The sequence below is a fragment of the Mangrovivirga halotolerans genome (genome assembly GCF_026241165.1).
Lineage (GTDB): Bacteria > Bacteroidota > Bacteroidia > Cytophagales > Cyclobacteriaceae > Mangrovivirga > Mangrovivirga halotolerans.
The window spans coordinates 155,129-179,593 of sequence record NZ_JAPFQN010000004.1 but is presented as its reverse complement, the minus strand read 5'-3'; the positions used below and the strand labels follow the sequence as shown (position 1 = coordinate 179,593).

The 24,465-nt window shown below is 35.6% G+C and carries 19 protein-coding genes; 11 read left to right on the top strand and 8 right to left on the bottom strand.

Features of this window, described 5'->3' with window-relative positions:
- Positions 1-31: 31 nt before the first annotated feature.
- The 10 genes from nrfH (at position 32) to OO013_RS07305 (ending at position 12,360) form a co-directional block, all read left to right on the top strand.
- Entirely contained in the window at positions 32-646 is a 615-nt protein-coding gene (gene nrfH / locus OO013_RS07350; RefSeq protein ID WP_266056076.1) for a cytochrome c nitrite reductase small subunit, read from the top strand.
- Complete coding sequence (nrfA, locus tag OO013_RS07345; protein ID WP_266056075.1) at positions 643-2,142, top strand: ammonia-forming cytochrome c nitrite reductase; 1,500 nt, start codon at positions 643-645, stop codon at positions 2,140-2,142. The genes nrfH and nrfA overlap by 4 nt, the downstream gene beginning before the upstream one ends.
- Before the next feature lie 44 nt (positions 2,143-2,186).
- Positions 2,187-5,306 carry a cytochrome c biogenesis protein gene (locus OO013_RS07340; protein ID WP_266056074.1) on the top strand — a complete coding sequence of 1,040 codons (3,120 nt, stop codon included), beginning with the start codon at positions 2,187-2,189 and terminating at the stop codon, positions 5,304-5,306.
- A gap of 1,254 nt (positions 5,307-6,560) precedes the next feature.
- Positions 6,561-7,115: a DUF4352 domain-containing protein gene (locus OO013_RS07335; RefSeq protein ID WP_266056073.1), complete on the top strand. Its 555-nt coding sequence runs from the start codon at positions 6,561-6,563 to the stop codon at positions 7,113-7,115.
- Between the two features lie 477 nt (positions 7,116-7,592).
- Complete coding sequence (locus OO013_RS07330; protein WP_266056072.1) at positions 7,593-8,018, top strand: hypothetical protein; 426 nt, start codon at positions 7,593-7,595, stop codon at positions 8,016-8,018.
- 145 nt (positions 8,019-8,163) lie between these two features.
- Positions 8,164-8,745: a DUF4352 domain-containing protein gene (locus OO013_RS07325; protein ID WP_266056071.1), complete on the top strand. Its 582-nt coding sequence runs from the start codon at positions 8,164-8,166 to the stop codon at positions 8,743-8,745.
- Between the two features lie 220 nt (positions 8,746-8,965).
- Entirely contained in the window at positions 8,966-9,400 is a 435-nt protein-coding gene (locus OO013_RS07320; protein ID WP_266056070.1) for a hypothetical protein, read from the top strand.
- Between the two features lie 175 nt (positions 9,401-9,575).
- Positions 9,576-10,007 (top strand): hypothetical protein, encoded by a 432-nt coding sequence (locus OO013_RS07315; protein ID WP_266056069.1) that lies wholly within the window; start codon positions 9,576-9,578, stop codon positions 10,005-10,007.
- 1,426 nt (positions 10,008-11,433) lie between these two features.
- Positions 11,434-11,880: a hypothetical protein gene (locus tag OO013_RS07310; RefSeq protein WP_266056067.1), complete on the top strand. Its 447-nt coding sequence runs from the start codon at positions 11,434-11,436 to the stop codon at positions 11,878-11,880.
- 48 nt (positions 11,881-11,928) lie between these two features.
- The gene (locus OO013_RS07305) at positions 11,929-12,360 is read left to right on the top strand and encodes a hypothetical protein (RefSeq protein ID WP_266056066.1); all 432 of its coding nucleotides are present in this window, start codon (positions 11,929-11,931) and stop codon (positions 12,358-12,360) included.
- Between the two features lie 139 nt (positions 12,361-12,499).
- Here the strand turns inward: OO013_RS07305 and OO013_RS07300 are convergent, their stop codons facing one another.
- The 8 genes from OO013_RS07300 to OO013_RS07265 all read right to left on the bottom strand — a co-directional run bounded on the left by OO013_RS07300 (position 12,500) and on the right by OO013_RS07265 (position 23,702).
- Positions 12,500-13,519 (bottom strand): PD-(D/E)XK motif protein, encoded by a 1,020-nt coding sequence (locus OO013_RS07300; RefSeq protein WP_266056065.1) that lies wholly within the window; start codon positions 13,517-13,519, stop codon positions 12,500-12,502.
- On the bottom strand, positions 13,519-16,188 hold the full coding sequence (locus OO013_RS07295) for a Z1 domain-containing protein (protein ID WP_266056064.1): 2,670 nt from the start codon (positions 16,186-16,188) through the stop codon (positions 13,519-13,521). The genes OO013_RS07300 and OO013_RS07295 overlap by 1 nt, the downstream gene beginning before the upstream one ends.
- A complete protein-coding gene (locus tag OO013_RS07290) occupies positions 16,189-17,796 on the bottom strand; it encodes an ATP-binding protein (RefSeq protein WP_266056063.1) in 1,608 nt (535 codons plus the stop codon).
- Positions 17,793-18,950, bottom strand: coding sequence for a restriction endonuclease (locus tag OO013_RS07285; protein ID WP_266056062.1), 1,158 nt, complete (start codon positions 18,948-18,950; stop codon positions 17,793-17,795). The genes OO013_RS07290 and OO013_RS07285 overlap by 4 nt, the downstream gene beginning before the upstream one ends.
- 95 nt (positions 18,951-19,045) lie before the next feature.
- Positions 19,046-20,704 carry a DNA cytosine methyltransferase gene (locus tag OO013_RS07280; protein WP_266056061.1) on the bottom strand — a complete coding sequence of 553 codons (1,659 nt, stop codon included), beginning with the start codon at positions 20,702-20,704 and terminating at the stop codon, positions 19,046-19,048.
- Complete coding sequence (locus tag OO013_RS07275; RefSeq protein WP_266056059.1) at positions 20,689-21,132, bottom strand: very short patch repair endonuclease; 444 nt, start codon at positions 21,130-21,132, stop codon at positions 20,689-20,691. Before OO013_RS07275 ends, OO013_RS07280 begins: the two co-directional genes overlap by 16 nt.
- Positions 21,133-21,135: 3 nt before the next feature.
- On the bottom strand, positions 21,136-23,313 hold the full coding sequence (locus OO013_RS07270) for a DNA/RNA helicase domain-containing protein (RefSeq protein ID WP_266056058.1): 2,178 nt from the start codon (positions 23,311-23,313) through the stop codon (positions 21,136-21,138).
- Positions 23,314-23,315: 2 nt separating this feature from the next.
- On the bottom strand, positions 23,316-23,702 hold the full coding sequence (locus OO013_RS07265; protein ID WP_266056057.1) for a nucleotide pyrophosphohydrolase: 387 nt from the start codon (positions 23,700-23,702) through the stop codon (positions 23,316-23,318).
- An 82-nt stretch (positions 23,703-23,784) separates the two neighbouring features.
- On the opposite strand from OO013_RS07265, the gene OO013_RS07260 reads away from it, so the two are divergent.
- Positions 23,785-24,354 (top strand): hypothetical protein, encoded by a 570-nt coding sequence (locus tag OO013_RS07260; RefSeq protein ID WP_266056056.1) that lies wholly within the window; start codon positions 23,785-23,787, stop codon positions 24,352-24,354.
- Positions 24,355-24,465 lie beyond the last annotated feature (111 nt).

Sequence of the window (24,465 nt, the reverse complement as noted above, 5' to 3'; positions counted from 1 at the left end):
AACTTTTGACAATTAAAACGACTTATTCCTATTGTCACTTTTTAAGAATTTTTTCCCGAAGAAAAGAACTGGATGGAGGACCGTCGCAACGGTCTCCATAGCATCATTGCTGGGGTTAGGTGCTTTTATTGCTTACGAAGCTCACGTAGTATCTTACCTTTCCGATGATCCCCAGGCCTGTGTCAATTGCCATGTGATGACACCTGTTTATAATAGCTGGATGCACAGCTCACACAGAGAGTGGGCCTCGTGTAACGATTGTCATGTTCCTCATGACAATATTTTCAATCAATATTATTTTAAAGCAAAAGACGGATTATATCATGCGACCATATTTACACTTCGGGCTGAACCGGAAGTGATCTTTATGCGTGAAGAATCCGAAGAAGTTGTTCAAAACAACTGTATCCGATGCCATGTGCAGCAAGTTACCCAGGCCAATTATACCGATTGGATTGAATCTCACAAATCAGACCGGTTAGACAGGACCTGCTGGAGCTGCCACCGAACGGTTCCCCATGGAAAATTACACGGATTATCAACTGTAAAATATAATATTGCACCATTACCAACCAACCAAACTCAAGTAGTCATACCAGATTGGCTTAAGAAAGAAATTAACGAATCCAAAAGCAGTTCAAAATGAAAAACAAGGTCCTTTTTATAGTCACATTAGTTATTGTGTTCCTTTTGGGATTACTGGCATCGAGCATTATCAACAGAAAGAACGAGTCTAAGTATAAGTATGTACCCCAGGCTGACATCAGTGAAAATGAGCCCCGAAATGCTGTTTGGGGCGAATATTATCCATTGGAATATCAATCTTATTTACAAACATCCGACACAGGTTTTGTTTCTTACCAGGGTGGTTCGGCCATGCGTGATATGCTGGAAGAAGATCCTAACCTCGTGATATTATGGGCCGGTTATGGATTCTCTAAGGATTATAATCAGGGCCGCGGGCACTATTATGCTGTCGAGGATATTCACAATACTTTGCGTACCGGTGGACCTACCGGACCCAATGACGGGCCAATGCCGGCGACATGCTGGACATGTAAAAGTCCTGATGTGCCCCGCTTGATGAATGAGATTGGGGTCGCTGAATTTTATTCAGGAAAATGGGCTGGTAAAGGTGATCAGATAGTGAATCCGATAGGATGTGCAGACTGCCATGATGCAAACTCTATGAAATTAAAGATCTCCCGACCGGCATTGATCGAAGCCTTCGATGCTATGGGAAAAGATATAACCAAGGTTACTCACCAGGAAATGAGGTCACTGGTATGTGCTCAGTGCCACGTTGAATATTACTTCAACAAGAACCTTCCGGGTAAAGAAGGAACACCTTACCTTGTTTTCCCATGGAAAGAAGGAATGCGGGCTGAGGACATGGAAAAATACTATGACAACATCGAGTTTTCAGACTGGACACATCAACTCAGCAGAGCCCCTATGCTTAAGGCTCAGCACCCTGGATATGAAACATATCTCACCGGCGTGCATGCTGACAGGGGTGTTTCTTGTGTAGACTGCCACATGCCATATAAAAGTGTCGGTGGAACAAAGTTTACTGATCACCACATTCAGTCTCCGTTGAATAATATTCAGAATGCCTGCCAGGTTTGTCACAGGGAGGAAGCAGAGAAACTGAAAGAAAATGTATATGAAAGACAGCGCAAGGTAGCTGAAAGCAGGATTGATCTGGAGAAAATGCTTGTTAAAGCTCATATTGAAGCAAAAAAATGCTGGGATCTTGGGGCCAGCGAACAGCAAATGGATTCTATTCTAATGGACATCAGGCATGCTCAATGGAGATGGGATTATGCTGCTGCAGCTCATGGTGCTACTTTCCATTCACCGGTAGAAATTTCAAGAGTTCTGAGCTCCGGACTTGTCCGCGCACAAGAAGCACGAGTAAAAATAGCACGTTTATTGGCTGAATTAGGATATAATCAACCTGTGGAAATGCCAGATATATCAACAAAAGAAAAAGCCCAGGAATATATAGGTTTAGATATGGAGAAGTTGAGAAAAGAAAAAGAACTATTCAAAGAAAATCTTCTGCCTGAATGGCTGGAACAAGCTAAGCAGCGGCAAGAAAAGTGGGACGAAGAAAAAGTTTCTGCATCCGCTAAATAGAGCACGTTTTCTAAATATCTTTGATAGTTTTTTAATTCCGGATTATGCGATTTTTTTACCGATTATTTGGCTCTTCGGCCTTAGCGCTCATGTTGCTATTGACCTTTGCCATTTCTATGGCCGTAGCAACTTTCATTGAAAATGACTACGGAACAGCTGCTGCCTGGCAGGTGATCTACGATTCATGGTGGTTTGAGCTCATCATGTTTGGCCTGGCTATCGCTTTTTTGACAAACATCTATAAATACCGGCTCTACAAAAAGCCAAAGTGGCCAGTATTATTGTTTCATATATCCTTTCTGGTCATCATAACAGGCGCATTTATCACGCGATATCATTCAGAGGGCGGAATAATGCGTATTCGGGAAAATGAATCATCCAATACAATCATTTCAGATAAGAAGTTTCTGCAGGTCCATATCTCTGAAGGTGATATTCACAAAGGGCTTTCACAGGAAGCAAACTTCTCTGATTTTTCAAACAGTGACCTTTCGTGGAACTCTGAATTCCAGGGGCGGAATATTCAAATTGAATTGATCGATTATCTTCCCGACGCCACTGTCGAAATTAAAAGCGATGATCAAAAGGGAGAGCCATTTATTGAGATGGTCGTTTCAGAAGGTGAAGGCCGTGAAACACATATTCTGAAAAAAGGAGAAACCCAACTCTTTGGTGAGCATGGACATGCTGTAGGATTCGAGTCTGAAAACGAGGACGCAATTAATATCAAAAAGGTAGGGGAAGATTTCTATATTGAGTCTCCCCTTCCGCTGGATTACTTCATCATGGCCAGTCAGCAACCTGGCCATATACCAGCCGACAGCCTCCAAAAAATTTCATTGCGAACCGTTTTCAGGTTACACAACCTGTCTTTTGTTCCACTAAATTATCATGATAAAGGTGTCATTGACATTATCAGTAGTCCTGAAAAACCAGGCGACAATGATCCTGTCAAAGAAGATGTACTCCGGATGAAAGTTACCGTTGGAGACGAAAGCGAGAACTTTGACCTGTTATATCGTGAAGGATTTCTCCCCACCGTGCATACCGTGCAAGTAGAAGATCTGTCACTCGATGTTTCGTATGGATCCAAAGCAATTCAATTGCCGTTTTCTATTAAACTTGAAGATTTTCAACTGGAACGGTACCCCGGATCATCAAGCCCTTCGTCGTATGCCAGTGAAGTAGTAGTTAAATCAAAATCTGAATCTTTTCCTTACCGAATCTATATGAACAATGTACTGGATTATTCAGGATACAGATTTTACCAGGCAAGTTATGATACAGATGAAAAAGGAACAGTATTGTCTGTAAACAAAGACCGACCCGGCACGCTGGTTACTTATGCAGGATACCTCCTGATGGGTATTGGTATGTTCTGGACCTTATTTGGAAAAGGATCACGATATTACCAGTTAAATAAAAAGTTGAAAAACCTGAAGGGTAAAGCTTCAACACTGATCATTCTGTTGACATTAGGATCTTCTTTAGTACTATCAGCTCAGGAAAATCCTGCTGATAAACCAGTGATCGTTAATAAAGAACAGGCTGAATATTTCGGGAGAATTCTTGTACAGGACCTGGATGGAAGAATAAAACCAATCAACACCCTGTCATCAGAATTTCTTAGAAAAATATCGAGAAAAACCTATTTAGAAATTCCTTCAGGAGAAAAAAGCATCCATCTCAACCCGGACCAGGTGTTTATTTCGATGATGATGTATCCTTCTATCTGGCAGAATATTCCGATAATAAAAATAGATGGAGACAAGTTACAGTCTGTCCTGAGTGAAGAGTTAACACAAAAGGAACGAATTCCTTTTTCAGCGCTACTGGGTCCTAACGGGCAGTATATTCTTTCTGATAAGGTGGAAGAAGCGACAAGAAAAAAGCCTGCAAACAGAAATGAACAGGATAAAGAGATCATCAAACTGGATGAGCGATTTAACATAGTATTCAATGTGATCTCGGGGAATTACCTGAAAATTTTCCCGGCTAAAAATGATGAAGAAAAAACGTGGTACAGCTACAATCACGACTTTTTGAATTTTAATGCTGAAGACCGGGCTTTTGCCAAAAATATTATCCCGGCTTACTTCAATGACCTTGCAGAAGGCAAATTATCTGATGCGATCGAAAAGGTTGATTACATCCACACTTATCAGCAGGTATTAGCAGAGGGATATATTCCGGATTATAAGCACGTCAATGCAGAGATATTATACAATAAACTCAATTTAAATTTCTGGCTCTTTCAGGCCTGCTTTACCATCGGAATTATCATGTTAATTCTGGCATTGGTCAAAATATTTAAAAAGAATAAATTTTTGAGTGTTTCATGGAATCTGATGATAGTCATTTCTCTCATTGCGTTTTTGTTATTTACAGGGAACCTGATTCTTCGATGGTATGTCTCCGGACATCCACCGTGGAGTAATGGATATGAAATGCTGGTATTCGTTTCATGGGTATTATTACTTTGCGGGTTTATTGTTCACCGCAAGTCTGATTTCACCTTACCATTGACGATGCTATTTTCAGGTGCCTTACTTTTCGTCAGTTACCTTGACTGGATAAATCCTGAAATCACCAATTTGATGCCGGTATTAAAGTCTTACTGGCTCAAGATTCACGTGGCTACGATTGTCAGCAGCTACGCTCCGTTGGCATTGTCTGCTCTCATTGGTTTAATGGTCATAATCTTGATGCTGATCAGAAATTCATCAAATGAGGAAGCGATCAATTTACGGATAAAAGAATTGAGTTACATCAATGAAATATCAATGACGATCGGGTTGTTTGTACTGACAGTCGGAACCTTTTTAGGAGGTGTCTGGGCTAACGAATCATGGGGTCGGTACTGGGCCTGGGACCCGAAAGAAACGTGGGCATTGATCAGCATTATCGTTTATGCCATTGTATTGCACCTTCGTTTTATCCCTAAACTAAATAATTTCCTTGTGCTTAATATTGCCAGTATGTTTGCATTCTGGTCGATTATCATGACATCCTTCGGAGTGAACTATTATCTCTCCGGACTTCACAGCTACGCAGCGGGAGATCCAATGCCTATTCCAGATTTTGTATATGTCACTGCTTTCTTAATGATTGCCTTAAGCGTGATGGTTGTAGTGAAAGTGAAGAAGGCAGGCAGGAGTTATTAGAGATAAGGTGATTAGGCATTAAGTTATTGGGTGATTGGTTACTGAAAACGTAATATATAATAATACAGTCCCTGGCGCCTGCCACGCGCTGGTGCCGGTAAATTGCTTCATTAAAATGCTTAACAACCGGTTCGTGAGGACACGAACCAGGGCATAAGATTAGATGTTAGAGATTAAGTTATTGGATATTAGTACGCTTGACTCGAAATTGTCTGCTTCTGGCGTTAGCCTCTCGCTGGTGCAGGTAAATTACTCAACACAAATGCTGTTCCAGATGCGCTACGCTAACATCTGGAACCTATAATAAAATACGATCTTAGATCCGACATTAAGTTATTAGAAAGCTGCTTTATGAAACTGAAGTCTCAATTTTCTCGTCATCTCGAATCCCTTGTAGTGAGTCGTAGACACTGACATTTATCGTCAGTGAGATCTTAATAATCGGAGAAAAATGTTGCTTTTAAATAATTAAATGTTTTAACCTCACCCTACTTAGATCAACATAAATACAATATTTGCATTATACAAACAGATTTCTCCTTGCTGCTACGCCTTTCGGCTTACAGCACTAGACGAGCGAAATGACAACCAGAGTGTTGAGTTGTGCTTTTGGCATCTCCACTCTCATTCTGTTTTCATTAGCGTCAGCTTTTTGATGGCCTTTTGTTCAAATCAAATAAATACAAATCAACACCCCTAAAAAGTGCATTTATATGACATGTTATGACTAAAAAGTCATATATCTGCTCTTTTTTAAAAAAACCGAATTATTTGACAGTCATTTAACTCAGATTTAATATCAATTCATTTTTATTCCGAAAATGCCGAATTATATTTGAGTACTGTCAACCAAAACAATAATGCGATCTGCTATGCTAATCTCTATCAAGGTTTGGAAACTAAACTGCAGGTCGCATTTACTTTAAGGGTTTAATTGTGTACTAATTATGTGAGACAGCTGGTTGTTGGTACTTCTAAGGAAGGTTAACTACATCTAAATGATTATAGTTTGGTAACACTTGTGGTAAGGTGGTATCTGTTTAACAGTTAATTTGGCTCAACTTCTGAAGTTACGTATCAACAACCTTTTTCTCTAATTTTCATTTAGGTTTTAAAAAGTACACGGGTTAGGAAGATCCTGGTGAACTATGATTCATCAGGATCTTTTAATTTTTATATTTCTCAACTAAGATTCACTAAAATTTCCAATCTTAACTTATAACCTATAAATTGAAACCCTAAACGTTAATTATTATGAATACACAAATTTCAACTTTGCTACTCGGGCTGTTAATTAGCTTTTCAATAATTATCTCATGTTCTGATGGAAAAGAAAATGCAGATGAAAGCAAAGAGGAAACCGAAGCTTCCAAACCATCGATGGCTGTTAAAAACACTGAATCTTATTACAATAATGTTGTTAAAGGAAATATGAATGAGCCAGTCGAAATGGATGGCAAACAAGTCACTGTAACAGAGTTTGGTGAGGCAAAACCTAAAAATACTGATCTTTTTAAAGTCGCTCCGGATAAAAAACTTGTCTATATCAAAGCAAGTGTAAAGAATACGGGAACCGATCCGTGGCAGTCAAGTATGGTGCAATTTTTTCTCAGGGATGCTTCAGGTAAGGAATATGCTCCTTCCCTCTATGCAATAGACAAGGGCGAAAACTTTCCAAATTCGGAATTAGGGGTTGGAGGTTCAGCTACGGGATATATTGGGTTTGAAGTGGATGCACTGGATAATGACCTGGCAGTGGCGTATGCAGTAGATCTAATGGAAGGTAAAGTGATTGCTATTGGATTGTGATTTAGTGGTCGGTTATTAGATTAGGAGTTATTCGTTATTAGTACGCTTGATTCGAAATTGAAGAACCTCGCAGACTCTGACATGCATAGCATCGTCATGGGTCGCAGATGCTGATAAGCTTTGCTTCATCAGTAACGATTAACCCTGATTAAAAAAGATTAACAGGATTGCTCTTGACTCGAAAAAAAATACACCGCAGATCGATAGACCCTGACATCGACGTTAAGGAGATCGTCATGGGGTCGCAGGGATCGCAAAGCTGAAAGCCCTGACACTGTAAGTCGTCAAGGGGACTCGGAGAACTTGGGGAGATTTACTGACGCAATTTTGTTCTGATCACAAGAGTCATTAACCACCTATCGGTTTAACTTAATCCAATGATTCTTCGTTCTCACTCTGGTTTTCTACCCTCTTTCAAATACCAAAAACAATTATTACTTTTAGCTCCGATTTATCAACCCTATTTTGTTTTATATAATGAAAAAGTTTTTAGACTTCCTTACCTACACAATCGCATTTATTATTACCAATCTATTTGCTTTAGGAATAATTTATTTCGTTGAAGAAGTGATTAAGAAAAACTCAGGAGCAATCATCAATTTCGACATCACTCCTTTTAGTTTGATTTTAATGCCAATAATAGGATTTGGTTTGCTTTTCTTGATTCAGCGACTTCGGGGTAATGTTCAACCCTGGATCTTTATTTTAATGTTTTCCATCGAAACGATAACATTTTTATTCTCTATGCTGAACAGAATTGGATATCAAGAACTAACAACCAAAAACATTACTGCTTTACTGACCTTCCCTTTATTAATTGTCGGCATACTTTTGTTTATATCTAAGTCTGTTCGCTCAGCTTTTATTAAAGATAAAAATCACAGAGAAGTTGATATCTCTTAAAATACCGAATCAGAAATATTTGAAACCACAGTTCAGATAATTGCTTCTAAGCAGGGCGATAACAAGGTCAAAAGTTGTTATTATTTTTTTCCTTAATTAATAAATCCCCTTATATTGCGGCTTTTTAAACACTATGCCTAATATCATGAAAACCAAACCATTTTTTTTTATCGCCTTGATCGCATTATCATCGCTGGTTTATTCTTGTTCGGAATCCAAATCTGATGAGAAAATTGAATCTACTGAAGAAGTCGAGGCTGTTGTTGAACAAACTGAAGTTAAAGAATCATCTTCACCTGCTGTTGAAAACACGGTTGCCTATTATGGTGATGTAACGACTGGTAAAATGAACGAAGGAGTTGAAAGTGAAGGTCGTCGTATTACTGTATTGGAATTTGGTGAGGCAAAATCTAAAGATCCGGAAATATTCGAGGTTTCAGAAGGTAAGAAACTGGTATATATCAAGACCCGGGTAGAAAACATTGATGCTGAACAGTGGAAATCAAGCATGCTGCAATTCTTTCTTAGAGATGCTTCAGGCGAAGAATATGCTCCTGCTCTATATGAAACAAACAAGGGAGACAATCTTCCGCAGGTAGACCTTAAGAGAGGGGAATTATCTGAAGGATATATCGGTTTTGAGGTAAATCCTGAAGTGGAAGATCTGTGTCTTGCCTATGCAGTAAACCTCGGAGAAGGGAAATTGATCGCTATCGATCTGAAGTAAGATATTTATGATTATGATCCCCGGGCCCGGTTGAGAGACTGGGCTCTTTTTTTTGTGATTAGTTATTAGAGATTAGGTTATTAAGTTATTAGTATGTTTCTCCAAATATCAGCATCTTTTAGTTTTAAATTCAATCACACTTGATAATCTGTGAACATTCATTTTTGTGAATTCAATTTAATTCATTAATTATGAGAGATTTTTTTGACTAGATAATTTTATGAAATACCTTTTTCAATTATTCATTACGGGCTGCTGTCTGGCCGCATTGCATTTCGGATACAAGTATTTTATTAAGTTGATACAGATATTTGATTTCAGTGATGTTATAGGATTTACTACCTACAAGATATTAATAGTTCTTCCATCACTTTTCATCATCGGATACTTAATTCAATCGATTAATCAAGTATATTCTATACTCGCATTTGGTATACTTTTAATTATAGGATATTTAGTTCCCAAAATTTTTATGGAAATCAAGGATTATAATGTGATAATGTTTGTTGTTGAAAGTAAGGGTGCTGAGGCAGTAGAACTGATAAAAAGTATATTCCTGCAAAAAGCGATTAGTCTTGCAGCGTTGACGGCCGGCCTTATTGTTGGAATATGGAAGCCATTGAATTTGAAGGTGACAAAATTAACGTATTCTTGATATAATTAAATTTACACCTCTATTGGTTATTTAGGTTATTAGTCACTGGTAGTGAAACGCCATTTATTTTTAGTCAATAACGAGGGTGTCATGGTCTTCATTTATTTACTAATGTATTATCTTAATAGTTATTTTTTAATTGAAATTGACTAATCATTCTTCAGATTCATTTTTTATGAAGGCATTAATTAAACTAGCATTTCTTCTTGGCGCCGTAGCTATATTGTATTTTGGGAATAATCTCATCAAAAAGATCTATTTAAATAATGACATTATAGATGTAGTTGGACTTCCAATGTTTATTTTATTGGTAATAATCCCATTATATATCATTTTTGGATATATCATTCAATCTATCAATCAACACTTTAATTCATTTAAGTGGGGGATCGTTTTAATCATTTTATATTTGATCATTTCTATTGGCCTGGGCTATAAAGACCATTTATCTTTAAAAGCTGTGATAGAACAAGGTTACCTATCAGATGATTTTCTTAAGACCTCCGTCAAAGACAAGATCGTTAATCGGGCTTCTGTTAGTTTAGGATTAATAACTGGACTTTATTTCCCTTTCAAGTATAGAAAATTAAAGAGCTTATTTGCATAGTCTATAACTAAAAGAAATTTTTCTACCACCGTTGACTCGAATTTTAAACCCACTTGCATAACTAAATACTGCATTTCACAGACAGATTTCTCCTTGCAGCTGCGCCTCTCGGCTTCCAGCACAAGGCGAGCGAAATGACGGGTCGGGGTTGGTTTGTGCTTTTAGTAAGAACCAGGCTCTCACTATCCTGATATGAGTGTACGAACTATGGTTTAATTAAAATACTGTTGATTCATTTTGTCATCATCTTGAATCCTCTGAGGTGAGAGATCTGTTGAATTTTAGTGTATGGTTATTAGAGATTAGGTTATTAAGTTATTAGAATGCTTGACCCGAAATTGGAGAACCTCATGGATGCTGACAGGCTGTGCCTCGTCAGTAAGGATTAACCAGGATTAAAATAGATTAACAGGATTGCTCTTGACTCGAATAAAAGATTCACCGCAAATCCATAGACCCTGACATCGACATTAGGAGATCGTCAAGGGGTCGCAAAGGTCGCAAAGCTGAAAGCCCTGACACTGTAAGTCGTCAAGGGGAAAAACAGCAAGCTGTTTATCTAATTCACCACAGAGTTGAAAACCCTGACCCCGACAAAGGAAGGTCGTCATGGGAGCACAGAGGGCACAGAGAATTGCTAACGCAATTTATTGCAATATATATCTATATCTCCACCTGAATATCATGAATCCCCGCTCTCACTCCCACACTCACTCTGCTTTCGGGGGATTTGATATTGTCTTGATTCTATGACCCTGACATGCGATAGCATCGTCACGGGTTTTTTGTTCTGCCCTGACATTTATCGTCATGGGTTTGTTTCTTCGATGCTGACATGTGATATCATCGTCAGCATTTGTGTTGAAAATCCTGACAAGCTTTGCTTCGTCACGGATCAAGACAAAAATGAAGAGGAGATTGTCTGAACTAGGATTATTAGGATTAATAGGATGATAGGAGATCGTTCCATGGACGAATAGAAATCATAAATACACCGCAAATCGATAGACCCTGACATCGACGTTAAGGAGATCGTCATGGGGGCGCAAAGGCCGCAAAGCCGAAGGTGCTGACATTTTATCGTCAGTAAAAATTGCTGACACAATTTGTTCGGAACACGAGATTCAATAGGGTTATGATAGCCACATTCCATTATCATGTTTCTTAGAAGGGCGCGGTGGCAATGACGAAATTCCGGAGGGTGGGAAGGAAATTTGTGAGTGAGGCGGATTAATTTCGTCTTGACTTTTTTGCTTCGTTTTTGTGTCAAGACAAAAATGAAGAGGAACAAAATTGCCTAACAATAAAAATAGAGGATTCAAAAGAGAAAGAACTCACCATTAATTCAAGCCCTATCCCTCTCTTTCATTTCCCCCAAAAAACCTTTAATTTCACCCCAACTTTATCAACATCATTTTTTTAACTAATGAAAAAAATCATTGACTTTTTTATTTATCTGTTATTTACAATTATTGTTCTGATAATAGTTTGTTCTGTTGGTGGTGGTCTGATTTACCTGGTTATTATGAACAATATTGATGTCAGGACCGGACCGATGCAGCGTTTAACTGAGACGATTTATTTCACATTACCAGTCTTTGTTCTAATTGGAATTGCCATTCAGTCTTTCTTAACCAAAATACTGGGAGCAACCAGAAGCAAAATATTCATTGGTTTTTATTTCGTGGCTATGGCTCTAATAGTCATTTCTTTTTATTATTTCAAAATATGGAAGGGAAGTACAGTAAACGAATTCTATTGGATGGGAGTCCAGGCTTGCTATTTAATGGGATCGATATTGTTTGCCGTTCCGAAAACGAAAAAACTTCTCGTTAGAGAAAAAAGCGTTAGTTCGGATCCGGAGATATTGTAGCGAAATCAAAGATCAAGAAGTCAGCTCAGAATTAGAAATCCCATAATAATGAAAACCTTAAAAAACGTAATTGCAGTAATAGTAGCATTTGTATCCTGCCTTTTTAGCACCAGCGCTGCCAGTGTGATGTTTGATCTCCTGACAATAGGATCGTCAGATCAATCTTTTCATTATCTGATTTTATTGATCAGTGTAATTTTGGCTGCGGGTCTTGGTTTTTTCATCCAATCGATACTTGTGATTGTGACAGATTCAAAGGTTGGGAAGGTATACAATTGGATATATACATCGATAACATTTACATTTATTGTCATCACTGTTTTAATGTACCGGCTTAATCAGCTCACCCTAGCCGTTTCAAATTTCTCAATAGTAAGTGTATGGATTTTCAACTGCCTGGGCTGCTGGATCCGCACCTGGCTATTTCCAGAAAAAGAAACCAAAAAAGAGGTACCAAGTGATATTTTGGATATGAAATAGGTTGAAAATATTCCGTATCGGAATATGGAATATTATTACGCCATGGGCTATTTAAACTAAACTTGATTAACTCTATTGTAGTATTTTCCATTAAAAAGCTTAAAAACATCTCTTTACTTCTGATTTAAAGATAAATGAATTAATAAAAAAAATCGCCTATATTAATATTATCTAAATCTTGGCCTATTAATCCTTCTAGAGAAATGTCATAGGTTATTTTACTTACTCGAGTATCTAAATTTTGATTTATCATGTTTAGGGTAAGCTTGGGAAATTCATCATCCACTATATAAAAGTGTGATGAATTAACCTCAAAGTTTAACTTACTATATTCATTTTGATAGACAGGGCTATAGCCATAAGAAGATAATAAATCATTAAATTGCACAACCAAATCAGGATTTAAATCAAAATATTTATTTTTTAATTCTTCAATAATCTTTAATAAATTAATTGAATTTTCACTTTTATTTTTATCAATTGAGATTGAAAATGATACAAACCCCAAATTCTTATTTCCGTTTGGCTGAAGTTGCTCTATACCATTAATCGTGTGAACTCTTCCTTTCTTTCTGCTTCCCTTTACTTCAATATTCCAGTCTGTAAAATTAAAATCATGTTTATCACCAAGAGGACCTTTCCATGTATTTAAAGATTTCTGAAAATTTAATTCACATAATTTTTTAAGAAATAATAGTTCACAAATCAACCCTATCTGTTCATCTTCAGAAAGTATATTTTTACATTGATTAGCCCAAAAAGATATCCAATTATCAATTACTTTTTTAACTGCTTTCTCAGGCAATTTCCCCTCTAATAATATTTCATGAGCAACTTCTCTTACAACTTCCGTGAATTCATGAAGAAAGCCTTGAATGCTACATTTTATATCAATAAATTGGTAAACATTCCCATCTCCAAAACTATATTTTGATAAAGATATTTGTAGGCCATTAACCCTAGGATCTTCGATAGTTTCTTTACTTAATCCCGGTGCTTTAATTGCAAGATGATAATGTCCTGACTCATCTTTAAAAATGTGAAGGTCTGACTCCTCTTTATCATTCAAGGACAGCCATAAACTTTTATAGCCTTCGAAAATGTTACCTCTAGTTTCTAGTTGACCCCAAGTATTAGTTACTAATTTTTTATAATTCATTATTGCCCAATCCTATTATATGGTTCTTTTAAACTTTTCGGAAGAACAATTGCAAAACCCAAAACATCAATTTTTTCACCCTTTAAATCATAATAAAGATCAACTCGATTTTTCCCATTTCCCTCACTGTTCGAATCTATTACATATAGAATTAGCATTGCTTGATCAGGCCCTCTCCCATCTGATCGATTTATGGCACCATCATTTAAGTCTGCTAGTAAGTGTTTTTTATCAGTAATAACACCACAATCATAACCTTCATTAGCTAAAATTCTACTTCTTTTTATTTTCCCAATTTCTACACCCCCTAGCTCCTGTTTACTACCAGAAATATTTCCCGCCAATGCAACTTTCCATTTTTTGAGTTCCCCGTCGCTACTTCTTCTATATGAATATTTTTTCAAATTTTGAACATCGATACCTGATCCATTGTATCTTTCCTCAAAGTTATATTTGTCGATAAATTCAGTAAAAATATATTCTGTCGAAAATGCTTCTTCACTTACCATCACTCCATTTATCCACGATTCATAAAACGTAGTTCTATGATTAATCAATTTTACGAATGATTTCCCAAGGTTCAAGTTTGCTCGTACCTTTTCTTTTATATCTATTGGAAACTTAAATGTCTGATGTAGTGAATTACTGTATGAAGTTTGTTGGATTTCTGCAGCTCCTAGTTTATTATTGGCAGTTACTAATAATCTTTCATGCGTTAAAATAGTAAGAGCGAGATCAGCAGGAGTGTTATCAGAGTTTTCATATCTTCGAATGTCTCTCCTTAATTCTTCTTCAACTTGAGATATATGAGAGAAGTAATCCCAAATTATTTTTGTAGTAAAAATTCTAGTTAAGTCTTCATACCTATTACGATAACCAAACCACCTCCCCATTTGCAAAAGGGTATCGTATTGACGACTTTCTCTTAAATAATAGCTTATCATTAAGCCCTCTAAAGTTAATCCACGGGAAAGTTGGTTCCCTCCAATTGCTATTACTTTTATTTCCTCTTCTGTTGTATAATCTAGAACATCATTAGATTTACTATTTAATACTATAACCTGAAGCTTAGCCAAAACGGCACCTATTTCTAACCAAATTGTCTCAAAATCAGGAATTTTATTTTTTAGATTTAGTTTTTCATTTATTGAGATGCATTCTTTATTAAAATGATTCCACTGCTGAAGAAATTGCCCCTTTAATTTACCATTGAATTTTTTGCTTTTATACCTTCCAAAGGTAACACTTACATAATCTGAAACAATTGAATTTAGATTTTCATGAATATTAGTTATGTGGGAAACATGGACCAACATACTCATAGGACTAAATTTATCACCCCTTATATTTCTGATAGAGCATGCAAGAATAAACTGATCTATTGCATTTGATAACTGATCAGTTATTCTACCTGTACTCAGTAATTGATCTGTTTCATCTGGTATTGTTCTAACAAATTCCCTCGACAGATTCCCCTGAAAAATTCTTGATGTACCAAAATATCCACCAGAACCATTTTTTCCTTCATTAGGATCAGGTAATGCTATAATAAAGTTTCTGGGATATAGTCCATACTCGCCCTCATCATCTTCAGTGGCCATATCAATTAATACGTTTGCAAAGGGAGTAGCAGTATATCCTACATAAGCTTTTCTTTGAAAATACGATAAGAGTTTAATTATTCTATCGTTTGTAGAAGTTCTATCAGAATCCGGATCATTTGCATTTCCATCTATAGATGCCTGATCTGCCTCATCATCAATTACTAATAAAGGCATATTTGATCGACTTGATTCTCCGGACTGACTAATGTAGTCAATCAATCTATCCAATACTTTTACATTCTTTTTAATAATTGCAATAGTTGGAGAACTCCTATTGCAAAGGGAATCAAAAGGATCAGCATTTACAGTATCAAATTCCCCTAAATCTTTAACACGTATTTGTCCACTGCGGGAGTGCCTTTTTCTAAGCCTTGCAGTAGTAATTCTATTCCATCTTTTTATATCAGAAGGTTCATCTATGAATTCTTGATTCAGTTGCAGGTCATTCATTCCAGTTAATTCCTTATCCAACCTAATTTGTGTTTGTCTTCGTAGTACACTATGAATTCCTGACAGTACTACAATAAACTTATAACCTGCATCTACTGCTTTTGCAATTAACGCAGTGAAGTTAGCAGTTTTACCACTTTGTACATAACCTACTACCAACCCTTTATAATTGAAATCAGGACGTAAAGGGTTGGCTAGTTTTTTCATTATCGATTTGGTAGCATTATCAATAGAATTTACAATAACACCTGCAGATTTGGGTCCATATTTTTCACTAAGATCATGAGATAGGAAATTTTCAAGCCTCTTCCAATAATAACTACCTAACTCATCATTATTATTTTTTAGCCATTCTTCATACCATTCTTCATGTTCCCTAGGATCAGCAACAACTGATACTGGTATTAAAACAGCTCCCTTATGAGAACGCCTGTATTGAATTCTGTCTAGGAAAGCCCGCTCTATGATTGCTATATCCTCCGAGGAAATAGATTCTCTTGTAATTGGGTTAGATAACTCTCCTAATTCACTATCAAGATCAAATATTTCTTCTCCCAGATAGTCAAATCTCTCAATAAGATTCTGAATAAGTTGTTGTCGATGTCTTTCTTCCATTTAGATAATTTCTTCTTCTGTTAATTTTTGAAGTGCTCTGGAACATACAGTTTTGAACGTATCGAACAGGTGAGCATTTTGATCGTTCTTGTTATAAAGTTCAGCAAATGCCAGAGAAAAAATCAAAGCATCAATAGCCCCTGTAGCTGATTTATTCTTTGAGGATTTATATATTCTTGAGTAAAAAGGATGTGAAGCATTCACGATAACCTTAAATTTATCTTCGTTGTTACATACAATTTTCCATAAACTACCATCTTCCAAGTGATCTGATACAATTTCATAGTCTCTTTCACTTCCGTATTTAAGAAAGTCATTAATCTTATTTGATAGCCAGGTTCCAGATGGATTTTGCACCTGTACCGAATTGCTCTGGCCATTTTCTGAAACATTTGTTTTTATTTTGTTTTTTTCAAGTAACCCTTTTGAAACTTCATCAATCTTTTCTTTACTTTTTCTGAAGTTATTATTCACATGAAGTTTATCATTCGATTTATTGTACTTTGCCTTCGCTTTTCTTACAATTTTTGGATTTACCTTTGTTTTAAGATGATGGTATAATATTTCGGGAAACTGGACTTTTGTTTTATTGACTGTTATTTGAAATAGTTCATCCAGGCTTGCATTAATATCAATGCTAACCCTTGCAAGTTTATCATGTTCATCTTTAGCTTTTGTACCATGCCATCCTCCATATCTAATAATACGGTTTGCTCTATAAATGTAATAACCCTGGGAATCATTCCACGATAGAACCCCCTTTGCATTTTTCCAGGCCTCTTCAGAAGAAAAACTCTCTTTATTGGGGACAACATAGCCTTTGATATGTACTGGTAAAGAATACTTGGGAATAATAAGTTCTTCCAGATCTTTATTTAATTCAACTATTTCCGTATTCGGTTCACTTCTGCAAAACGGATCCCAAGGTTCCAAAGGTTCATCATTCACTGTGAGATTAATAGAATCCTCTTTACCCAAGGTTCCATCAAGAAATCTATGATAGATCATTCCAAGATGAAGTTTCAATCGTGAAAGAAGTCTGAAATAATAATTTTGCGCAAATTTTTCATTACTGTATGATTTATAGTTTTCATTTATAAGAAATAAGTTATCCCAAAAGACAATTGTACCATGATTGGCAATATCCAGATTTTCACGTTCCAGAATTAAATCAATTTCATCTTTAGTCAATTGCAGCAAAATCCATTTACCTTTTTTCTGTATATTATTTATATCCCATCTGTAACCACAAATGTTACTCCCTTTCTTTTTGGAAATAACAGTCAATGTATCACAATGACTAAGGGAGGCTGTTTTCATACCCATACCAAACTTCCCCAGATCATTTTCTTCATAAGTAGTATCAGTTCCCAATCTCATAGCCTCTTCCAGTTCATTTTCATTCATTCCACAACCATCATCCTGGATTCGGCATACTATATTACGGTCTGGATCAAAGTCAAAATAAACGGCAATATGCTTTGCCTTTACTGTTTCCGTAATTGCATTGTCAACCACATCAGCTATTGAAGAATAAAGGTCATACCCTAAATTCCTCAGAGCTTTAAATGTTCTGGATGCATTTGGTATGCTAGTTATTTCCTTCATTGTATAATTTCTATTTTATTTAAAACTGTCTCAAGCCATACATTTTTAATCTTTCCGTTCTCATCTAACCTTAATTCCTTTAAAATATTTACTAAATCATTTCCAGTAAAAAGTTTGACAGGATATCCGTCTTCCAAAACTTCCTTTTGTGTTTGAGGAGTGTAATAAGAGGTTGTGACAAATATTCCAAACTGGCCCCGTCTTAATCGGGCAACAAGACGGGATACATGATTAGGTCTAACTGGACTATCTCGAAAGTATTTTTTGGCCTCACCTAAAAATTCAATTTCATATTTTACTGGATATGGAATTGAAAACTGACCGTAAAAATCAAAGCCACCATCAGCTGTTGGTCGAGTTCTAACAATTTTATGGTTTACATGTGGAAGGTTCTTGAATAATTCAACTACAACCGCTTCAAATTGTATAGGTGTTAGTTCATGAAGCTGTTTTAGCAAGGCAGCCTCATTACTATTGAATGGTGGTAATTGTTCTTCTTTATTGAATATACTCTTAGACCAAATATTGAGTTTCTTAATATTTCCTTTAATATAATCCTTCCATGCATTAGGAGCATTATAATTGACGTAATTGAGGTCGGTACATTTGGCACGATCATGTAACCAGGCAACATCCACCTTTTCTTCATCAAGAATTGCTAATTCACTACGATAATTTTTAACTGGATTCCCTTTGTCTTCAAACCAAGTCAATTCAAGTTTTGTTAATGCACAGAGACCATTAAACTTAACCACACCTTTTTCAACTTTAGAAAAATGTAGAATAGGCGGCACATCCTGCATATTATTTTCTAATATCCTTTCGAATGTCCTAACCAGATGCTTATTACCTCTGAAATCTGAATAATTCTTCTTACTATCAAATTTAGCATCACCCCAATAGAAAATAGTACCAGTCGAATAATCAATGATATCCTCCCAAGGATTATACCAACGGTGAGATGTATTTCTTGTTATTAATACTATATAGGCAGGTATTTGAGATTTGATATTTAAATACTTTGCGGCTCTTATTCCTCCAGAATTACCTATCCCACTTCCATTAAGAGAGAACCATGATACAAATTCATCATTTTTACGAGAAACACTAAGAATGTCTTTATAGGTATGTCCTATTCTATACTTTTTATCCATATCCCTAATCAAGAAATATATTTCATTCTTGAATATCACACACTTAAATATTAAAAAATAGCTCTTATAAAAAATCCTTTATAAAGAAAGGCTTTCTAACTTACATTTTTTTTATAAAAATCCAAAACTATTTTTGCAATCTGATATGCCAGATACGGAGGGACTGCATTACCGACCTGATGAAATTGTGCTGTTCTTGAACCACAGAATAAATAATTATCAGGAAATGTTTGTATTCTAGCAGCCTCACGTACAGTCAGACTACGGCACTGACTTGGGTCATAATGTATAAAATAATGGCCATCTTTTGATATATGACTTGTAACAGTAGTAGCCGGTTCATTTGCAATTTGCACCCTGAATCTGTCAGTAAATTTCCCGGAATCTACATTAGCATGATCTGGAATTAAATCAGAATTGTGTTTTGCATAATCTTTTAACCTGGGAAAGGTTCCAAATTTGTCAACATACAAACCAGCAAACATATACCTCATTAAATCTTGAGTGAGATGAGATCTGGATTCATGATTAGCTAAACCTTGTAATTTATCATCAATAAACCAGCTTTTTAATGGGTGTTTAGGATCAATAGTCTTATTACACTTAATAAATTCACTTCCAATTCCATTTGTATATTCTGTTGGACCACTTTTTAGTCCGTTTAAGGGAAGATCACCCCATTTTTTCAGATTATTAATTTGCTTATTAATAACACTAGACCATAAATCATCACTATCATTTAACTTCTGATAAACTCTTTTTGGGTTACCATTGGCATATTTATTTTCATTATCATATCCAGTAAATCGACGACTAATTCCACTTCTTACAGGAGGGATATCTCCTATTACATCTTTTAAAGGCACTTTTCCTTTTTTTTCTAAAAATTGACCGGGATGTTGAAAATCTTCCCTAATCCCAAATAAAATTACCCTATGTCTTTTTTGGGGTATTCCATAATCTTCAGACTTGATCAAGTAATCTTTACCGCTCCTGTATTCCGGCTCTCCATTTTTAATTGACTTTGGATTTTTTGTTAATGAAAATATTCTATACTTAGGACATGAATATTCAGGAAAAACAGAAGTAGGATTATTAAGATCTTTATGAATCAGGTCAAATATTTTTACTCCATCTACACTAGATGATAAAAGCCCTTTTACATTTTCCATTATAAAAGCAGCTGGCTGATGTTTTGCTATTATTCTAAGATATTCCTTATATAAGTGAACTCTATGATCTTCATTGAAAATTCCTTTATTTCTTGATCGACCAACTAAAGAATATGCCTGACAGGGTGGCCCACCAATCAATAAAAAATTCTTCTCATTACTTAAAGCTTGAGAAATTCTATCATCAATAAGATTGTTTCTCTCTTCTATTTCCTTTTTATTATATCCACCCTTCCTTTCTCCCTCACTAGAATATTCTTCCGGGTAGGGCAATTCAACACACCATGCTTCCTGATCTGCTTCATCCCATTCAACAGGAAAATCATCTTTAAGCTTTTCTATTAATTCTTTTCTTTTCCTCCAGCTTTTTGCCCTAACGATATTGTAATAGGCCTCTGGAACTTCATCTGGTTTAAATTTTCTGAAAAAACTCCTAAGTCTTAATGTCTCATGGGCATTCACATCTTTCTCTATTGACAATTTAATATCAAAAATTCTTTCATTATTATCATCTAATAATGAAGAAAAACCCTCTCCTAATCCTCCTGGACCAGCGAATAAATCAATTACTGGTATTGCCATTTTAAAGCTTTATTTATTTTATTAAGAGTTTCTTCTCTAACAATAGAATTCTTTTTTTTTGGCTCAAGCTGACAATCAGCCCAAACAATTATCACCTCCCAGCCTTCCTTCTCCCACATTTCAACATTCTCACTATCTCTTTCTACATTTTTTTTAAATTTCTCTAGATAGTATTCTGTTCTAGTTTTTGGAATAGTTGCATACTTGCAATTTTTATGCTGATGAAAATAACATCCTCTAATATCTATTATTGTCTTGTATTTTGGAAGTACTATATCAGGTTTTCCTGGAAGTTTTTTATCATGTATTCTATATCTGTATCCATTAGAAAACAAGAATTTCCTTACAATTAATTCAGGCTTAGTGTTCTTATGCCTGATTTTACTCATGTTATAACTTCTCGTATCTTTATCATGGACATCTGCCATACACTACTGCTTTAAAACCCTCTCAAAAATTCCCACTACCCTAAAATCCTGTAGATCATCACTTGTTAACTCTATATCCTTATAGTTCTTATCATTTGAAAGTGGTCGAAGGATGATTTTTTCATGTTCCCAACCTTCTTCATTAATAACCTTTTTACTGTAATACTCTTTAACAGTATAGCCAGACCCCAGTTCAGTATGATGAAGATCACTCGATTGTGCCAGGACAATCCGGCCATTACGAGTTCCACCAGAATATTTTCTAAATAAACAAATTGAACCATTTGGAATAATTCGATTCATCGATTCTCCCACTACTTTACAGGCAAACAGGTCTTCTGTAATTGGAACACTATCCGGTACAAGAATAAATTCCTGTTCCTTTACAAACTGGCCTTCACTAAATTCACCAGCTGCTGCTTCCAAGTCATATAGTGGAACACTATTTACAAAAGGAATAATTTCAACTTCTTCTTCTACATGCTCTTCTTTATATTTAGCTGATTGGACATAATTACTTAAATACTTTCTAAGTTCAGGATCACAGGCATAAATGTATGTTCCCTTTATCCCCCGGAGCATGATAGTTTTATAAATATTAAGTATATAATCTTTAAGCTGCTTTGATTCTTTAATTCCGTTCCGGCCATTCTTATCTTTGTAATTCTCAGATCGTATAATTATTTCATCTTTTTCAGAATCATATCCAATCTCATGACCAAAAATGATTCCTGCGTAATTCAAGTCATATCCCTGTGTAGTGTGAATGCAACCCACTTCTTTCACACTATCAGATGCATTAATCCAGTCTGCATTGGTTCGATTCCACCGCAGCTTTACATTTTCTATTTCTATATCATAAGCCTTCGGATCATTTTTTGATTTCCACTCCCATGAGTACCCTGCGATCATCCTTGAAAGTTTGTATTCGCCTTCCTTTGACTGAATTTCATTTACAAAGTTTTCAAAATGATTAAATAACTTCACAGAATAGTTCTCATGTTGAAAAGGACGTAATTTCTGAAAATTTGTATTCAATAAAGCATCAACAAAATCTACATATCCATTTCCACCTTTTACTCTGAACTGGGATGTTAACTCAATCACAGAGGCATTATCCTCCCTGATCATGTCATCAAATGAATCCTTGGTTACATCCGTTGGTTTAATAGATTGAGAAGGATCATAAAAATATACAGAAAGTTTAGCCTGCATTCTCATCCAATCCAATTCATTCCCGGTTTCTTTATCAAGGCCAAGCAATTTATTGCCGTCATCAAATGATTTATAATTCGTCAGGTTTTTTCTTCTTCTCAATCGGTGGGCTTCATCAACCATTATAAGATCATACTTTTGTTTTGTGATCTCTGATGGTCCTACCACCATACTTGCTCTTAATCCCTTCACATTTGAAAATACTTTCTTTAAAGTATTCCGGAAGGAAGTCATTGGAACTACCAGAGCCAATTTTGGATTTTTAAACTTCTCTTTAAGCTTAACTACCTTTTCCAATAGCTCACCATCCTCATCCTTTCCGAGATCCAGATAATTAAAGTCTTCCAGATTACTTACCAGCAGTTTAAATAAGTATACTGCAATTACAGTCTTTCCTGTACCAGCACCACCTTTAATAACTATACTCTTTTGGTCTTCAGCCAGAAGAGTATCTATAATCAACCTTACACCTTTTTGCTGTATTGTTGAAAGTGCTTTATAAGGCGAATATTTAAACAGATCAGAATTATTGATGGCCTCTATTGTTGATTTAACTATACCAATAGAATGTAACTCATCCCATATATCGTTAAAAAGCTTCCAATATTCCTGTTTTTGAAAATACGTATGATTAGCTATTCCCAGATTCCCATTTAATAGTTGATAGGTACCTTCTCCCGCCATATACTTAATCAGATTCGATTCAATATCAAGAGTAGCAGATTTATTGAATCTTTCACTTTCAATAATATGAACAGCAGTTAACTTTCTCTTTTCAACAGATTTCCTATGTGTAGTCATCCGTGAAACTGCATCCGTGGTTTCGCCTATATAGGCCTCCTTCACCTCATCGTCACTAAGAATGTATACGATTGGCCAGTTCTCTCTGGAAAATTTACTTTTCGAGAGTCTATCTCCAATCTCATCATCAAATTGATGATTTTCTATATAATAATGTTTATTCAAAATTAAAGATCGGTATACTTCTTAGCCGTACCTTTTGCCTTTGCTACAGGATATTTTTCTCCGTTCTTTTTTATCTTTTCTAAAACAATATCCTTTATATCAAAATCATACTTTTCAGCTAGCAAAAATGCATAAGCAAAAATATCTGCCAATTCCTCCTTCACTTTCTCCTTATTAGCCTCTTCTGGCTTCTTCCATAAAAATAATTCAAGTAATTCACCCGCCTCAACATTTATTGCTAATGCTAAGTCTTTTGGATTGTGAAATTGTTCCCAGTCGCGGTCATTTCTGAATTTCAATAGCGCCTCTAATATTTCTTCCATGTCTTCAATTGTATTTCCAGCTCTTTTAATTGAAGTGAAAATAAGCCAGGTCAGTCTCAGATGCAAACAAATTTTTTATATTGAAATTAATATGTAATAATTGAGTGAAAAAAATCCTTTCATATAATCTCTAAATAAAATCCACTGCATGGAAAAAGTTAATGCTGAAAATTTTAAAACATTCTGGAAAGAAAACATCACTCATTTAATTAATAGTGACAAGAACTTTCTTGACAAATACCTTAATAACAAATCATGGACTGATTACTTCCTTAAGGAGGGTGACATAATAAATCTAATTAAGAAAGAATTTGGACTCAGAGAAAGACCAGAGGAATATAAAATCGATATGGTATTCGCTCCAAAGAAAAATCTTAGTGAAATTTCTACGTTAGTTTCTTCCGGTGAGTTTTTCCCTCCATGCGATTCAATTATACTCGAACATGAAAACAATATCAAAGATTGCTGGCGGGAGATGTCAAAACTCACTCACTACAAAGCCAGACTAAAAGTACTGGTTTGTTATAAGGATTATAATGAGTCAATTTCAAAGGAAGATATAACCAATGAATATTTAGAAGATTTTAAATCGATCGTTAGAGAATCGAACACTCACTATTCTGAAAATCCAGAAACAGAATACCTGATGATTATCGGTCAGCGGAATAAGAAAGGCCTGCACTGGCGGTTTGATTCATTTACATTAATAAACATTTAGGTAAGCCAAATCTTCTCCTCCTTGTTAATAAACCCTAAATAACTCTAATAATCGTTGGGATCTGACTCTCAACTTTCTGAATCTGTTTTTCTTAGCTTATATTGTGTAAAG

Excerpts from the sequence above, each read along its gene's own strand:
- OO013_RS07290 (WP_266056063.1), bottom strand. The coding sequence starts at position 17,796 with ATGAAGGAAATAACTAGCATACCAAATGCATCCAGAACATTTAAAGCT.
- OO013_RS07275 (WP_266056059.1), bottom strand. The coding sequence starts at position 21,132 with ATGGCAGATGTCCATGATAAAGATACGAGAAGTTATAACATGAGTAAA.
- OO013_RS07320 (WP_266056070.1), top strand. The coding sequence starts at position 8,966 with ATGAAATACCTTTTTCAATTATTCATTACGGGCTGCTGTCTGGCCGCA.
- OO013_RS07295 (WP_266056064.1), bottom strand. The coding sequence starts at position 16,188 with ATGGAAGAAAGACATCGACAACAACTTATTCAGAATCTTATTGAGAGA.
- OO013_RS07260 (WP_266056056.1), top strand. The coding sequence starts at position 23,785 with ATGGAAAAAGTTAATGCTGAAAATTTTAAAACATTCTGGAAAGAAAAC.
- OO013_RS07335 (WP_266056073.1), top strand. The coding sequence starts at position 6,561 with ATGAATACACAAATTTCAACTTTGCTACTCGGGCTGTTAATTAGCTTT.
- OO013_RS07280 (WP_266056061.1), bottom strand. The coding sequence starts at position 20,704 with ATGGCAATACCAGTAATTGATTTATTCGCTGGTCCAGGAGGATTAGGA.
- OO013_RS07300 (WP_266056065.1), bottom strand. The coding sequence starts at position 13,519 with ATGAATTATAAAAAATTAGTAACTAATACTTGGGGTCAACTAGAAACT.
- OO013_RS07285 (WP_266056062.1), bottom strand. The coding sequence starts at position 18,950 with ATGGATAAAAAGTATAGAATAGGACATACCTATAAAGACATTCTTAGT.
- OO013_RS07305 (WP_266056066.1), top strand. The coding sequence starts at position 11,929 with ATGAAAACCTTAAAAAACGTAATTGCAGTAATAGTAGCATTTGTATCC.
- OO013_RS07325 (WP_266056071.1), top strand. The coding sequence starts at position 8,164 with ATGAAAACCAAACCATTTTTTTTTATCGCCTTGATCGCATTATCATCG.
- OO013_RS07310 (WP_266056067.1), top strand. The coding sequence starts at position 11,434 with ATGAAAAAAATCATTGACTTTTTTATTTATCTGTTATTTACAATTATT.
- OO013_RS07340 (WP_266056074.1), top strand. The coding sequence starts at position 2,187 with ATGCGATTTTTTTACCGATTATTTGGCTCTTCGGCCTTAGCGCTCATG.
- OO013_RS07330 (WP_266056072.1), top strand. The coding sequence starts at position 7,593 with ATGAAAAAGTTTTTAGACTTCCTTACCTACACAATCGCATTTATTATT.
- nrfA (WP_266056075.1), top strand. The coding sequence starts at position 643 with ATGAAAAACAAGGTCCTTTTTATAGTCACATTAGTTATTGTGTTCCTT.
- OO013_RS07315 (WP_266056069.1), top strand. The coding sequence starts at position 9,576 with ATGAAGGCATTAATTAAACTAGCATTTCTTCTTGGCGCCGTAGCTATA.